Genomic DNA, 13737 nt, shown 5'->3' on the forward strand with positions numbered 1-13737 from the left:
CGGCCTGCCGGAGCGGCCGAGTCTGCCGGAGCTGCCAAAGCGGCCGGTGCGGCCGGTGCGGCCGGTGCGGCCGGAGCGGCCGGTGGTGCGGGAGCCGGTGGGGATAGCGGGCCCTCCGGGGGAGTGGCGCGAGGGGCGTCCTCTGTCGCCTCCGGCGAAAGGGCGTCGGCGTGAGCGCCCAGGCCACGGCGGCGGCCTCTCCACCGCGTCCGGGCCGGAGGCCGCCCCGCTCGCGCCTGCTCGGCCGCGACCTGCTGCGACTCGGCACGGTCGGGCTGCGCACCCGTCCCGCCCGCGCGCTCCTCTCGGCGCTGGGCATCGCGATCGGCATCGCCGCCATGATCGCCGTCGTCGGCATCTCCGCGTCGAGCCAGGCGAAGCTCAACGCCCAACTCGCCAAGCTCGGTACGAATCTGCTGACCGCGCAGGCGGGCAAGAGCCTCTTCGGGCAGGACACGAAGCTGCCGCAGGACACGATCGCGAAGGTCGGCCTCCTGGACGGCGTCGAGAGCACCAGCGGCTACGGCGACCTCAGCGTCCCGGTGTACCGCAGCCACTTGTCCGACAAGGACGCCACCGGCGGCATCACCGCCCGCGCGGCCGACCTCCGCCTGATCGGCACCGTGGGCGCCAGACTCGCGGCCGGATCGTGGCTCAACGCCGCCACCGCGAAGTTCCCCGCCGTCGTCCTCGGCTCGAAGACCGCCGAGCGGCTGGGAGTTGTCTCCCCCGGCTCCCAAGTGTGGCTGGGCGACCGGTACTTCACCGTGGTCGGCATCCTCGAAGCGGTGCCGCTCGCCCCGGAGCTGGACACCTCCGCACTGGTCGGCACCCCCGTCGCGCGCTCGCAGTTCGGCTACGACGGCAGCCCGACCGTGGTGTACGAGCGCTCGGCGGACGCGGCCGTGGACTCCGTACGCTCCCGCCTCGGCCGTACGGTCAACCCGCAGGCGCCCGACGAGGTCACCGTGTCCAGGCCCTCCGACGCGCTCGCCGCGAAGAACGCCGCCGACCAGGCGTTCACCGGGCTGCTCGTCGGGCTCGGCTCCGTGGCCCTCCTCGTCGGCGGCATCGGCGTGGCCAACACGATGATCATCTCCGTGCTGGAACGCCGCCGCGAGATCGGGCTGCGCCGCGCGCTGGGCGCCACCCGCCGCCATATCCGGGCGCAGTTCCTCGCGGAGGCCCTGCTGCTCTCGGCGCTCGGCGGCGTCCTCGGCTCGGCCCTCGGCGTCGCGGTGACGGCGGGCTTCGCCGTCATCAAGGGCTGGCCGCTGTCGGTGCCGCCGGTGACCCTGCTGATCGCGGTCGGCGCGACCTTGTTCATCGGCGCGGTGGCCGGGCTCTACCCGGCGATCCGCGCCGCCCGCACCCACCCGACCGCCGCCCTGAGCGGCTGAGGGCAACGACCGCTCAGGGGACGGGAGTCGGAACCCCCGACGGGACGTGGAGTGCGCGCTACGCCAGCCGGGCCGGGAAGCCGCCGGTGGCGATGGGGCCCCACCGCTCCGGGGTGACGCGGATCAGGGACTTGCCCTGCCGCACCATCGCGGAGCGGTACTCGTCCCAGTCGGGGTGTTCGCCCGAGATGTTGCGGAAGTACTCGACCAGCGGCTCGACGGACTCGGGGCTGTCGATGACCTCGGCGGTGCCGTCGACCTGCACCCAGGGGCCGTTCCACTCGTCGGAGAGGATCACGACCGAGGCGCGCGGATCGCGGCGGGCGTTGCGCGTCTTGGCCCGCTCGGGGTAGGTCGACACGACGATCCGGCCGGAGTCGTCGACCCCGCAGGTGAGCGGGGACGCCTGCGGGCGGCCGTCGGAACGGGTGGTGAGCAGGATCGCGCGGTGCCGCGGGCGCACGAACTCCAGCAGCTCATCCAGCGTGACGGACGTATTCGTGGCGATGTTGGGAGCCATGCCAGCACCCTACGTCGGGCATCCGCGGATGCGGCCGCAGGCGCCTGCGGCCTTACGCCGAAACGGCGTCCGACGAGAGGGGGCGGGCCGCCGTGCCGTGACATCGGCTCCGGCGGCACGCCCTTCGTGCTGGGTCCCGGTGGACGGCCTCGGCCGTCCCCTGCTCCGGCCGTCCTCCGGGACCCGGTCCCGTCCGCCGCCCTGGACCTCTCCGCTGTGGGAACAGGACAGTCGGCCGGGAGTTCCTGCGGGCCGGGTGACCGGCCCTCCCGGTTACCGGGTCTGGTCGCCCGACCGGTCCCGGACGGCTTCCGCCTCGGGCGTACCCGTCTGGGTGGCGGCGATGTCCGCCGCGCCGGTCTCGGCCGCCGCCAGCTCCGCGACGGCGACTTCCGCCGCCCGGCCCGTACCCGCCTCAGCCTGCTGCAAACCGCTGCGGGTGCGCAGGGCGGTCTCCTTGACGAAGATCACCAGCAGGAAGGAGAGCAGGGCGAAGGGCGCGGCGTACAGGAAGACGTCGCCGATGCCGTGGCCGTACGCGCTCTCCACGATCCCCCTGACGGGGGCGGGCAGTTGCTCGACGTCCGGGATGCCGCCGCCGGTCCCGGCGCCGGTGATGTGGTGGTCGGCGAGGCCCGTGGTGACGAAGTGCGTGACGCGGTTGCCGAGCACCGCGCCGAGCGCGGTGACGCCGACCGCGCCGCCCAGCGAGCGGAAGAAGGTGACCAGGGAACTGGCCGAGCCGAGGTCCGCGACGGAGACCTGGTTCTGCACGGCGAGCACCAGATTCTGCATCATCATGCCGACGCCGAGGCCCAACAGGGCCATGTAGACGGCGACTTCCCAGTACGGGGTGTCGTTGCGGATCAGGCCGAGGGTCGCGGAGCCCGCGGTGAGCAGGACCGCGCCGGAGACCAGGAACGCCTTCCAGCGGCCGGTGCGGGTGATGATCTGGCCGGAGACGGTCGAGGCGATGAACAGGCCGCCGATCAGCGGGATCGTCATGATGCCGGACATCGTCGGGGTCTTGCCGCGGGCGAGCTGGAAGTACTGGCTCAGGAAGACCGTGCCGGCGAACATCGCGATACCGACGAAGAGGCTCGCGATCGAGGTGAGGGTGATCGTCTTGTTGCGGAACAGCCGCAGCGGGACGATCGGTTCGGCCGCGCGGGTCTCGGTGTAGACGAACAGCGCGCCGAGCACGAGGGACAGCGGCACCATCACGTAGCTCTGCCAGGACACCCACGCGTAGCTCTCGCCGGCGAGCGAGATCCACACCATCAGCAGCGAGACGGCCGCGGTGATCAGGAAGGCGCCGGTCCAGTCGATCCGCACCTTCCGCTTGACCACCGGCAGGTGCAGCGTCTTCTGGAGCACGACCAGCGCGGCGACGGCGAACGGCACACCGACGTAGAAGCACCAGCGCCAGCCGAGCGTGGAGTCGACGATGACACCGCCGATCAGCGGGCCGCCGACGGTCGCGATGGCGAAGGTCGCGCCGAGGTAGCCGCTGTAACGGCCGCGCTCCCGGGGCGAGATCATCGCGGCCATGATCACCTGCGACAGCGCGGACAGACCGCCCGCGCCGACGCCCTGGACCAGGCGGCAGGCGATCAGCATGCCGGGGTTGGTGGAGAAGCCGGCCACGATCGAGCCGACCACGTAGATCACCAGCGAGAGCTGGATCAGCAGCTTCTTGCTGAACAGGTCGGAGAGCTTGCCCCAGATCGGGGTGGTCGCGGTGACCGCGAGAAGCGAGGCGGTGACCACCCAGGTGTACGCGCTCTGCCCGCCGCCGATGTCGGCGAGTATGCGGGGCAGGGCGTTGGAGACGATCGTGGACGACAGGATCGCCACGAACAGGCCGAGCAGCAGCCCGGACAGCGCCTCCATGATCTGCCGGTGCGACATGGGCGCGGATTCCTGGCCGCCGTGGCCCGGTTCCGGTGCCTGCCCGTCCCGCTTGCCGGCCTGGGTTGTTGTTGCCATCTTCAGTCCTCTTCAGCCCGTCTGGGCGCGCGATATGTGGTGGGCGCCGCCGCGCGAGGCGGCGGAGCGGCAGTCGCCGAAGCTGTCACGCAGCCGGGCGAGCAGTTCGGAGAGCCGGGCCACGTCGGCGTCCGGCCAGTCGGCCAGATGGTCGGCGACCACGGCGGCGGCCCGGTCGGACGAGGACCGCAGTGTCCGCGTGCCGTGTTCGGTGAGCCGCAGCAGCCGTGAGCGGCGGTCCAGCGGGTCGGGGGCCCGGTCGATCCAGCCGCGCTCGACGCCGAAGGCGACATGACGGCTCGTCACGGACATGTCGACGTCGAGGAGTTCGGCGAGCCTGCTCATCCGCAGCTCGCCGTGGCGGTCGAGGGCGCCGAGCACCATAACCGCCGTGAGCGGGGTCTCGGGCGGCAGCCCCCGGGCGATCTCGCGGCTGACGACGAAGGTGGTGCGGAGCTGGTGTGCGAGTTCCACGCACTGCTCGCGGTCCGCCATGCGACGGTCACCTGTCCTTCCGCTGCGGGAGCTGCCTGTGAGTCCGCTGTGATCTTTGGTTGCCTGAAGCAACTGTAAAGTAGTTGGTTGTGCCAGACAAATTCTTTGCCCGGAATCGCGGCAAAGATTCAGCAAAGGAAACGCCTGTATCCGCCCAAGAGGTACGTGTCCGGGTTGCCTGAACGGCTCGGGCCGGAGGCCGTGTGGCCGCCGGGCGGGCCGGGGGTGCGGGCCCTTCCGTCGAGACGCTAGGGTCAGGCGGCATGTCGAACCCTGAGAACAACTACGACCCGGCCGGCAACACCCAGATGTTCCGTGCCTTCGTCGACGAGCAGCCGCCCGCCGCCGAGGTGCAGCGGGCGCAGGGCCGCAGCAAGGTCGGCCTGGTGATCGGTGTGATCGTGGCGGTGGCCGTGGTCATCGGAGTGGTCGCGCTCGCGATGCGCTGACCGCCCGGCCTGCCCGTCCCTACGCAGCAGGATGTGCCAACGGGGGCATATCGCCACGGATGTCCGTGGACAGGTCGGCAGGCAGGTCGGTGGGCAGGTCCGTGGACGGGTCTTGACGGGTCCGTTGTCGGGGCTGTCCTTGGGTCCACGGGCGGATCGGGGGACAGGCCGGGACCGGGTCGGCGCCAGGACGGCGCCGGTCAGGACAGCGTGACGTCCCTGGTCTCGATGTGCATGCCCAGCGGCACCCGCCAGGCGTCCACGCACAGGTCCCAGGAGGCGGTGCGCGACGCCCCGCCCGCCAGCGGCACCGGCACGGGCTTCGCCGTCTCCACGGTTGCCCAGTCGATGCCGAGCCCGCCGATGATGTGGGTGCCGAAGGTGACCGTGCCCGCCGTCACCGGCAGACCCCCGGCGTTGGTGAAGGTGACGGCGACCTTCTCGCACCAGCGGTCCGCGTCCGCCGTACGCGTGGGCGCGCTCACGGTCAGCCGCGCGGCCGTCGTGGCCCCGCCGCCCGAGCCCGTACCGCCCGAGCCCGTGCCCCCTGCATCCGTACCCCCTGAACCCGTGCCGCCGCCCGTAGCCGTGCCCGAGCCCGTACCGGAGTCCGTGCCGCCGCCCGCTTGGGCCGTCGAGCCGCTGGCCGGTCCGCCGGGGGTCGTGGGGGTCCCGTGGGGCGAGGAGGGTGTCCGGGGCGCTCCGGAGGAGGGTGTACGCGGCCCCGTGCCGGTGTCCGTGCCCGAGGGCGTACGGGAGGGCTTCGCGGCGCCGGGGGCCGGGCCGTCGAGCGGGACCAGGACCACGTCGCCGTCCGGGGGGACGTCGTGGGGAGCGCTCGGGGAGGGGCCGACGCCGCCGATCGCGACATGGCCGGTGGTGCCGCCGCCCGCGCAGCCGGTGGCCATGACGAGCAGGCCCAGCGCGGCGAGCGCCGGAGTCGTGGTGCGCAGCAGGGCTTGGGTCTTCCTCAACGCGACGTACGAGACCAACGCGACCATCACGTCAGTTTACTGACGGGGTGTCAGGTCGTCACCACCCCGTCAGTGCCACCTCATGCCTCTGCGGTGAGGCCGTCACGGAGCTGTGCGAGGGTGCGGGTGAGCAGCCGGGAGACGTGCATCTGGGAGATGCCGACCTCCTCGCCGATCTGCGACTGCGTCATGTTCGCGAAGAACCGCAGCATGATGATCTGCCGTTCGCGCGGCGGCAGTTGGGCCAGCAGCGGCTTGAGCGACTCGCGGTACTCGACGCCTTCGAGCGCGGTGTCCTCGTAGCCGAGGCGGTCCGCGAGGGTGCCCTCGCCGCCGTCGTCCTCGGGCGGCGGGGAGTCCAGCGAGCTGGCGGTGTACGCGTTGCCCACCGCGAGGCCGTCGACGACGTCCTCCTCCGACACCCCGAGGCAGACCGCCAGTTCGGCGACCGTCGGCGACCTGTCCAGCTTCTGGGAGAGGTCGTCGCTGGCCTTGGTGAGCGCCAGCCGCAGTTCCTGGAGGCGGCGCGGGACCCGGACCGACCAGGAGGTGTCGCGGAAGAATCGCTTCACCTCACCGACGATCGTCGGCATCGCGAAGGTCGGGAACTCCACCCCGCGCTCGCAGTCGAAGCGGTCGATCGCCTTGATCAGGCCGATCGTGCCGACCTGGACGATGTCCTCCATCGGCTCGTTCCGACTGCGGAAGCGAGCGGCTGCGTACCGCACGAGTGGCAGATTCAGCTCGATGAGCGTGTCACGTACATAGGTGCGTTCCGGGCTGTCCACCGGCAGTTCCGCGAGGCGCAGGAACAGCGATCGGGACAGCGTGCGGGTGTCGATGGCCTCGCCGTGAAGAGCATCGTGCGGTGCGGTCGCCGTGTCGGGCTTGAGCACCTTGGGACTGCCCACCTGTACGGACATGCCACCCCCTTGAGGTCGCGGACGGGTGTCGCGAGCGACGGTTGTTCCTCCACTGGAATACCGGAGGCCGGCTCGCGACAAACGCGGTACCCGCAGAATGTCACATGTCGGCAACACGCTGTAGCGCCATGTCGACATATCCGTGCAGGTGACTTAATCCTCTTCAGCTACGCTTCGAGCTGGTTTGCGGACCTCAGCCGCGCGAAGCTCCGGGACAGCAGACGGGACACGTGCATCTGCGAAACCCCCAGTTCCGCACTGATCTGGGACTGCGTCAGGTTGCCGAAGTAGCGGAGCAACAGGATGCGCCGCTCCCGCTCGGGAAGCTGGACCAGAAGATGGCGGACGAGGTCGCGGTGCTCGACCCCGGACAGCGCCGGGTCCTCGTAGCCGAGCCGGTCGAGCAGCCCCGGCGCCCCGTCGCCCTCCTGTGCCGCCTCCAGCGAGGTCGCGTGGTAGGCGCGGCCCGCCTCCAGGCACGCCAGCACCTCCTCCTCGGCGAGCTTGAGCCGCTCGGCGATCTCGGCCGTCGTCGGCGACCTGCCGTGCAGCACGGTCAGGTCCTCGATCGCGCCGCTCACCTGGACCCACAGCTCGTGCAGGCGGCGCGGCACGTGCACGGTCCGCACGTTGTCCCTGAAGTAACGTTTGATCTCGCCGACGACGGTCGGCATCGCGAAGGTCGGGAACTGCACGCCGCGCTCCGGGTCGAACCGGTCGATCGCGTTGATCAGGCCGATTGTGCCGACCTGGACCACGTCCTCCATCGGTTCGTTGCGGCTCCTGAAGCGGGCCGCCGCGTAGCGCACCAGCGGCAGATTCACCTCGATCAGCGCGGCCCGCACCCGTGCGTGCTCGGGGGTGCCGGGCTCCAGCTTGGTGATCTGCTCGAAGAGCACCTGGGTGAGCGCTCTCGCGTCCGCCGCATTGGCACTGGGCGTACGGGTTCTGCCTCGGGGATACGTTGTTGACGCCGTATGGGCCGACACCGGCACACCACACCCCTTATCGGTCCACTCATCCGGCAAAAGCGGTCATAGCATCACAATTCATGTCCGCTTTGTGCAAGCACCGCATATTGCCGTGTTGTACGAACCGGCGGCCCGGAAGTCCCCCGTCCGGCGGTGTGAATCCGGAGCGAAGGGTGCGCGGAGGTGGCGCGCGAGGGGGCTCAAAGGGCGCGAAAACGCCCCCCGCGGGTCGGCGGGGGGCGCGTGAACGCTCGTCGTGCGCTCGGCCGGGAGGTCAGATCTCCAGGTCCGCGATCACCCAGGTGGCGAACTCCGACCAGAGCGCGACGGCCGCCCGGTGCTCCGGGTGTTCGAGATACGCCGTCAGCGCCGCCGCGTCCGCGACGGTGGAATTGATGGCGAAGTCGTAGGCGATCGGGCGGTCCGTGATGTTCCAGCCGCACTCCCAGGAGAGCGTTTCGGGCACCTTCTCGCCGAGCTCGGCGAAGGCCCGCGCGCCCGCCTGGACACGCGGTTCGTCCTGCCGCACGCCCTCGTTGAGCCTGAACAGGACCAGATGCCGGATCATGGGACTCCCTCGCCGCCGGCATGCCGCCGCGTGCCGCTGGGTACTGGTGGTGCGCCGCCGGAGCGGCCGGGACGGCCCGCCGGTCAGTTGGCCAGGTCGTGCATGAACTTCCCGATGCTCTTCGCGGCGTTCGATATGCCCTGGAAGCCTACCTGGACGAGATCAGCGGCTCGGGCCGGCTGATTGATGATCGTGTAGAGGATGAAGATCACCAGTACGTACATGGTGATCTTCTTCGCCTGCGCCATGCGCCTTTGCCCTCCCCAGCCCGCAGCCCGCACCGACGGTCACAAGTGTGCAATCACGGAAGTCTATCCATCAGATGGCGTAATCAGACGGCCTGTTGTCCCAATCATCCTCTTAGAAGATGAAGGTCGGGCTCGGGTTTGCGGCAGGTCCGGAGCGTGGGATCGGCCTGTCGGCACCGCTTGCTGCCGCTTGCCGCTGCTTACCGCCCCTTGACCTCGCTTTGCCGTCGCTTTGTTTCCGCCCGCCCGCTGTCACGTCCTGCGGCGCCGGAGCAGCAGCAGCCATGTGCCGCCCGCCGCCGTCAGCAGCACCACCAGGGCGGACCCGCCGGCGATCTCCGTGCCGGTCAGCCGGGCGCCCCGCCCCGAGGCGGCGGGCGCGCCCGTACCCGGTCCCGCCGTCGTGGCGTCCGCGGCCGACGCCGTACCGCTGCTGGTACCGCTGCTGATACCCGTGGTCGTACCGCTCGCCGTACCGCCCGACGCGCCTTCCGGGAGCGGGGTCCGGCGGCCGGGCGTCACTCGTACCGGCACGGTCTTCGCGACCGAGCCGTCCGCGTTCAGCAGCACCGCGCGCTGCTGGGGCCGGGCGAAGTCGAACATCGGGTCGAGCGGGTGCGCGGTCGCGTCGAAGGAGCCGTCGCCGATCCGGCCCGTCCCCCAGTTGTCCTCGATGAAGCGCAGGACGGACGACTGGGTGGTCAGCGCGTGCTCGACGTGATCGCGCCGGGTGTAAGGGGACACGACCAGCAGCGGCAGCCGCGGTCCCGGACCGCAGCGGTCGAGGTAGCCGCCCGCGGCGGGCGGGCCGTCGGCGCACATCGCGGTGTCCGCGCCCGCGTCGGTGGAGCCGTTGGTGATCGCGGCGGCGACCTGGTCGTACCAGCCGTCGGAGTCGTCGTACGCCACGATCACCGCCGTGCTCGCCCACTGCGGCGACCGCTGGACCGCGTTGATCTCGCGGACCAGGAAGTGCTGCTCGTCCAGCGGGTCGGAGTAGCCCGCGTGCCCGTCCTGGTACTCGGCCGCCTTCAGGAACGACACCGCGGGCAGATTCCCGGCCGCGAGCGCCGTGTCGAAGTCGGTCAGGTCGTACTGGTGGTTGGCCCGGTCCTGGCGGCCGATCATCGCGGCGGACGTCGGCGGCAGGTGGTGCGGGTTCGCCGTCGACTCGTAGTACTGGAACGGCTCGTGGTGCGGCGAGTAGTCCACCGACGCGTTGCCGCCGACATTGGCGTGGGTCGCGCCGCAGACCGCCGTGCCGCCCGGCGAGGACGTCGGCGCGAAGCCGCCCTGGAACCAGCCCCAGCTCACGCCCTTGTCGTTGAGCAGGTCCCCGACGTTGCGGCCGCGCATCGCGGTGAGCTGGCCGCTCGCGGTGTGGTTGTTGTCCGAGCAGTCGTCGTACGCCGGGTCCGGGTCGGTGACGACCGTGCCGACCCCGGTCGTCGGGTCGGGGCTGCGTACGGTCGTGGACCGCTCCACCGGGACCTGCTCGCCGGTCTTCGGGTCGATCGAGACGCCGCCGTGCGTCTGCCCGGAGACCAGGCCGAGCGCGCCGGGCGTGGAGGGGCCGAAGACGTCGCCGAAGCTGTTGTCGCCCAGCGTGTAGTTCTGGGCGTAGTTCCACAGCGCGGTGACGGTGTTCCCGTCGAAGTAGTCCATCGTCAGGCCCGGACTCCCGTACAGGCCCGAGCACTTGTCGCTGCTCGTGTGCTGCACGAATTGGTCCATCGCGCCGCCGTCGTACGCCTGCTGCTCGGGCGTGTAGCTGTGGTTCTGGTCGCAGGTGAGCGCCTGCGACGGGCTCAGGCGGCGCGGCTGGTACTGGTTCGGGTTGTGCGTCAGCAGCCGGGAGCCGTCGCTGAGCAGATTCACCGGGGCCGGGGTGCCGGGGGCGGCCGTGAAGCGCGTGCCGTCGGTGTTCGCGGCCTTCGGATACGTACCGAAGTAGTGGTCGAAGGAGACGTTCTCGTCGAAGATGACCACGACGTGTTTGACCGGCGTGGCCGTCGCGGCCTCGGGTCCCGGAGCGCCGGACGCCCCGGACGCCCCGGACGCCCCCGGCGCCACGGCCAGCACGGCGGCGGCGGTCAGGGCCGTCGCGGCCAGCGCGATCCGCCCGCGGTGCGCGTGTCCGCGGTGCGCGTACCCCTGGTGTGCGTGTCCCTGGTGTACGTGTCCGCGCCGGACCCGCCCTCGGCTTCTCGTCCGCTCAGCCAGGTCCATGCTCCCGATCCCACCTTCGCTCTCGTGCCGCCCACACCAGACATATCAGGACACACCGACCGTCGCGCCGCCGTCGCCGATCCGCCCTTCGGTGAACGCGACCCCGACTCCGTACGAACGTACGGAGTCCGCCCTCCAAGGGGAACGCCCCCGCCCGCCCCGGCCGCCCCCCGCGCGACGAGATCAGGCCACCCCGGCCAGCCCCGCGAGGTAGGTCGCGTTGAGGGACGGTTTGACGTATTGACGGGATGATGGTGTCATTGCGTCATGTTGTATGAAACGCCTGGCCTGGACGACGTGGATGAGCGGGTCCTCGGTGAGATCGAGGGGATGCGCGACCGGCTCCGGCTCCACCTGCGGACGCCGCGCCGTTGGGAGGGGCAGCTCCGCCGCAATCTGACAGCGCGGGCGATCGCCGGCTCGAACACGATCGAGGGATACGCGGCGAGCGTCGCCGATGTCGAAGACATCATGCTCGGCGAGGCGCCGATCGAGGCCGACCAGACGGTCTCCGCCGAGATCGAGGGCTACCGGCAGGCCATGACGTACATCCAGCGACTGACGGACGCCGGGCCGGACTTCGCCTACGGCAAGGGTCTGCTCAACGGTCTGCACTTCATGATGCAAGGCCACCACCTGCTCAAACGTCCGGGCTGGTGGAGGTCCGGTGCGGTGTACGTGACCTCACCCGAGGACCCGACCATCGCGGCCTACACCGCGCCTGACGCCGACTCGGTGCCGGATCTCATCGCGGAACTGGTCGTCTGGCTCAACGAGGGCGACCTGGAAGCGCCCGCTCTGGTGCGAGCCGCGATGGCGCACCTCAATCTCGTCGCGATCCACCCCTGGGCGGACGGAAACGGCCGGATGTCCCGCGCGCTCCAGACCTTGGTCCTGGCGCGGGAAGGGATCGTCGCGCCGGAGTTCTCCAGTATTGAGGAGTGGCTGGGCCGGGCCCGCAACACCTATCGCTACTACGACGTACTGGCGGAGGTCGGCGGCCCGGTCTGGACGCCGGACCGGGACACCCGCGCCTGGGTCCGGTTCTGCCTGCGCGCCCACCATCAACAGGCCCAGGCCGTACAGCGGCAGGTCGAGACCACCCGCACGGTGTGGTCCGCGCTTGAGGAGGCCGTCGAGCGACAAGGGCTGCCCGAGCGCACGCTGTACGCCCTGTACCCGGCCCTGATGGGAAACCGGGTCCGGCGGGCGACGTACCAGGCGGACGCGGAGTTGAGCGAGCAGCAGGCCCAACGTGACATCCGTGAACTCGTCAGGGCGGGATGGCTGTCGGCCCACGGTGAAGCGCAGGGGCGCTACTACGCACAGGGCCCCGGGGTGCCGGAGGAGATCGTTCGCGGAGTACGTGATCCGCGACCGCTCATCGAGCCGTACTCCGCGACGTGAGGCCCGCGAGGTAGGTCGTGATCGCTTCGGGGGGCCAGGTGTGGGCTTCGCGGAGGCCCGCGGCGAGGTGGGCGAGGTAGGCGGGGGACGGGGGGACCGGCTGGGCGTCGGGGGCGTGCCAGGGGGCGGTGAAGGTGAGGAGGGGGTGGGTTTCGAGGTCGCCGAGGTGGAGGAGGGTTTCGTAGCGGCCGGGGCCGAGGCGGTCGCGGCCCTCGGCGAGGACCCGGGTGAGGTCGAGGTCGTGGCCGGGGGCGGCGTACATCTCCTGGGCGGCGATGTCCGAGAACTGACCGAGGGTCAGGAGGTGGGCGCGGGCCCAGGCGCGGCCGGGGGCCAGCGGGTCGTAGAAGGCGCGTCCGCCGTGCCAGACCGGCGACCAAGTGGCGAAGTACACCGTCCCCGGCAGCTCGATCCCCACCGAGCGCTCCGGCATCCGCGGGTCGCGGCAACCGGGATACGTACGCCCGCCGCCGTCCGCGGTGTCCTGGGCCGTGCCGCCCGTCAGGTAGCAACGCAGGCGCGCCAGCGACATGTTGGAGCCGTACGACACGTACCAGACCAGGCGCTCCGACGTGGCGGGCATCGGTTACGGGCCGGGGGTCGTCGGTTCCGTCGCGGGCAGGCCGCGCGGGAGGACGTCGGGGAAGAGGCCGAACCGCGGTTCGCCGTCGCCGGGTTCGAGGGCCTGGGGATTGCGCCGGTGCGGGCGCGAGGCGCGGGCCGCGTCACCCGGCACCGCGAGGAATTCGTCGTGCGTCGACCACCCCGGCCACCGCGGCGCGCCCGGCGCCGCGCCTTCGCCGGTCGTGGCGTTCACGGGGGAGGGCATGGCTCCGATTCTACCGGGGGAGCGGGCCGGGTTTACTGAGTAACCGCTGGTCACTCACGGGGTTGCTTCGGCGCGGCCAGCCTCGTCTGCGGCCTCGTGGACGTCAAAGAGGGCACATACCAAAACTGGTATGTGCCCTCTTCGTTCAGCTCGTGGCGGTAGCGGTGGGATTTGAACCCACGGAGGAGTTGCCCCCTCACACGCTTTCGAGGCGTGCTCCTTAGGCCGCTCGGACACGCTACCGAGAGAGATCCTAGCCCACGCGGGGGGGTGGTCAGAAATCGGTTGTACGGAAGAAGCGGGTGAGGAGGGCGGCGGAGGGGGTGGGGAGGACGTCGGGGATGACTTCGGGGCGGTGGTTGAGGCGGCGGTCGCGGACCACGTCCCAGAGGGAACCGGCGGCGCCCGCCTTGTCGTCGGCGGCGCCGTAGACGACGCGGTCGAGCCGGGAGAGGACGATCGCGCCCGCGCACATGGTGCACGGTTCGAGGGTGACCGCGAGGGTGCAGCCGGTCAGGCGCCAGCCGCCGACGGAGGCGGCGGCGCGGCGGATGGCGAGGACCTCGGCGTGGGCGGTCGGATCGCCGGTGGCCTCGCGCTCGTTGCGGGCACGGGACAGCACCGTGCCGTCGGGGGCCAGCACGACCGCGCCCACCGGTACGTCACCGGTGAGCGGGGCCTGTGCCGCCTCTTCAAGGGCCAGCCGCATCGCGGCGACCCAGGGGTCCTTCAGAG

At 71.2% G+C, this 13737-nt stretch carries 14 protein-coding genes, 1 tRNA gene and 1 pseudogene; 3 read left to right on the plus strand and 13 right to left on the minus strand.

Features of this window, described 5'->3' with window-relative positions; translation table 11 throughout:
* Positions 1-170: 170 nt before the first annotated feature.
* Complete coding sequence (locus tag ACFY9V_RS03100) at positions 171-1400, plus strand: FtsX-like permease family protein (RefSeq protein WP_391042295.1); 1230 nt, start codon at positions 171-173, stop codon at positions 1398-1400.
* Positions 1401-1458: 58 nt separating this feature from the next.
* On the opposite strand, the gene ACFY9V_RS03105 is transcribed toward ACFY9V_RS03100, so the two are convergent.
* The 3 genes and pseudogenes from ACFY9V_RS03105 to ACFY9V_RS03115 all read right to left on the minus strand — a co-directional run bounded on the left by ACFY9V_RS03105 (position 1459) and on the right by ACFY9V_RS03115 (position 4404).
* On the minus strand, positions 1459-1920 hold the full coding sequence (locus tag ACFY9V_RS03105; RefSeq protein WP_391042297.1) for a TIGR03618 family F420-dependent PPOX class oxidoreductase: 462 nt from the start codon (positions 1918-1920) through the stop codon (positions 1459-1461).
* A 303-nt stretch (positions 1921-2223) separates the two neighbouring features.
* Positions 2224-3909: pseudogene (locus tag ACFY9V_RS03110) on the minus strand (MDR family MFS transporter); the annotation flags it as partial.
* Between the two features lie 12 nt (positions 3910-3921).
* On the minus strand, positions 3922-4404 hold the full coding sequence (locus ACFY9V_RS03115; RefSeq protein ID WP_355336535.1) for a MarR family winged helix-turn-helix transcriptional regulator: 483 nt from the start codon (positions 4402-4404) through the stop codon (positions 3922-3924).
* 263 nt (positions 4405-4667) lie between these two features.
* Here ACFY9V_RS03115 and ACFY9V_RS03120 point away from each other — a divergent pair, with 263 nt between their 5' ends.
* Complete coding sequence (locus tag ACFY9V_RS03120; protein WP_355336534.1) at positions 4668-4853, plus strand: hypothetical protein; 186 nt, start codon at positions 4668-4670, stop codon at positions 4851-4853.
* A 200-nt stretch (positions 4854-5053) separates the two neighbouring features.
* Here ACFY9V_RS03120 and ACFY9V_RS03125 read toward each other — a convergent pair whose 3' ends face one another.
* From ACFY9V_RS03125 to ACFY9V_RS03150, 6 genes are all read right to left on the minus strand, one after another.
* Positions 5054-5854: a hypothetical protein gene (locus tag ACFY9V_RS03125; RefSeq protein ID WP_391159013.1), complete on the minus strand. Its 801-nt coding sequence runs from the start codon at positions 5852-5854 to the stop codon at positions 5054-5056.
* Positions 5855-5907: 53 nt separating this feature from the next.
* A complete protein-coding gene (locus ACFY9V_RS03130; protein ID WP_093712083.1) occupies positions 5908-6750 on the minus strand; it encodes an RNA polymerase sigma factor SigF in 843 nt (280 codons plus the stop codon).
* 167 nt (positions 6751-6917) lie between these two features.
* On the minus strand, positions 6918-7739 hold the full coding sequence (locus ACFY9V_RS03135; RefSeq protein WP_391042301.1) for a SigB/SigF/SigG family RNA polymerase sigma factor: 822 nt from the start codon (positions 7737-7739) through the stop codon (positions 6918-6920).
* A gap of 256 nt (positions 7740-7995) precedes the next feature.
* A complete protein-coding gene (locus ACFY9V_RS03140) occupies positions 7996-8289 on the minus strand; it encodes a Dabb family protein (protein ID WP_355336532.1) in 294 nt (97 codons plus the stop codon).
* 83 nt (positions 8290-8372) lie between these two features.
* A complete protein-coding gene (locus tag ACFY9V_RS03145; RefSeq protein WP_188284483.1) occupies positions 8373-8537 on the minus strand; it encodes a hypothetical protein in 165 nt (54 codons plus the stop codon).
* A 252-nt stretch (positions 8538-8789) separates the two neighbouring features.
* The gene (locus ACFY9V_RS03150; protein ID WP_391159015.1) at positions 8790-10766 is read right to left on the minus strand and encodes an alkaline phosphatase family protein; all 1977 of its coding nucleotides are present in this window, start codon (positions 10764-10766) and stop codon (positions 8790-8792) included.
* Between the two features lie 267 nt (positions 10767-11033).
* Between ACFY9V_RS03150 and ACFY9V_RS03155 the strand changes: the two genes are divergently transcribed.
* The gene (locus ACFY9V_RS03155; protein WP_355336530.1) at positions 11034-12173 is read left to right on the plus strand and encodes a Fic family protein; all 1140 of its coding nucleotides are present in this window, start codon (positions 11034-11036) and stop codon (positions 12171-12173) included.
* Here ACFY9V_RS03155 and ACFY9V_RS03160 read toward each other — a convergent pair.
* From ACFY9V_RS03160 to ACFY9V_RS03175, 4 genes are all read right to left on the minus strand, one after another.
* Positions 12148-12756, minus strand: coding sequence for a histone deacetylase (locus ACFY9V_RS03160; RefSeq protein WP_391159017.1), 609 nt, complete (start codon positions 12754-12756; stop codon positions 12148-12150). The two genes, ACFY9V_RS03155 and ACFY9V_RS03160, sit on opposite strands and share 26 nt — an antisense overlap.
* 3 nt (positions 12757-12759) lie before the next feature.
* Entirely contained in the window at positions 12760-13002 is a 243-nt protein-coding gene (locus tag ACFY9V_RS03165; protein ID WP_391159020.1) for a hypothetical protein, read from the minus strand.
* Positions 13003-13155: 153 nt separating this feature from the next.
* Positions 13156-13245: transfer RNA gene (locus ACFY9V_RS03170), tRNA-Ser, on the minus strand.
* 31 nt (positions 13246-13276) lie between these two features.
* Positions 13277-13711 carry a nucleoside deaminase gene (locus ACFY9V_RS03175; protein WP_355336525.1) on the minus strand — a complete coding sequence of 145 codons (435 nt, stop codon included), beginning with the start codon at positions 13709-13711 and terminating at the stop codon, positions 13277-13279.
* Positions 13712-13737: the final 26 nt, after the last annotated feature.

This window comes from Streptomyces sp. NPDC008317, from assembly GCF_042955955.1.
In the GTDB taxonomy this organism is placed as follows: Bacteria; Actinomycetota; Actinomycetes; order Streptomycetales; family Streptomycetaceae; genus Actinacidiphila.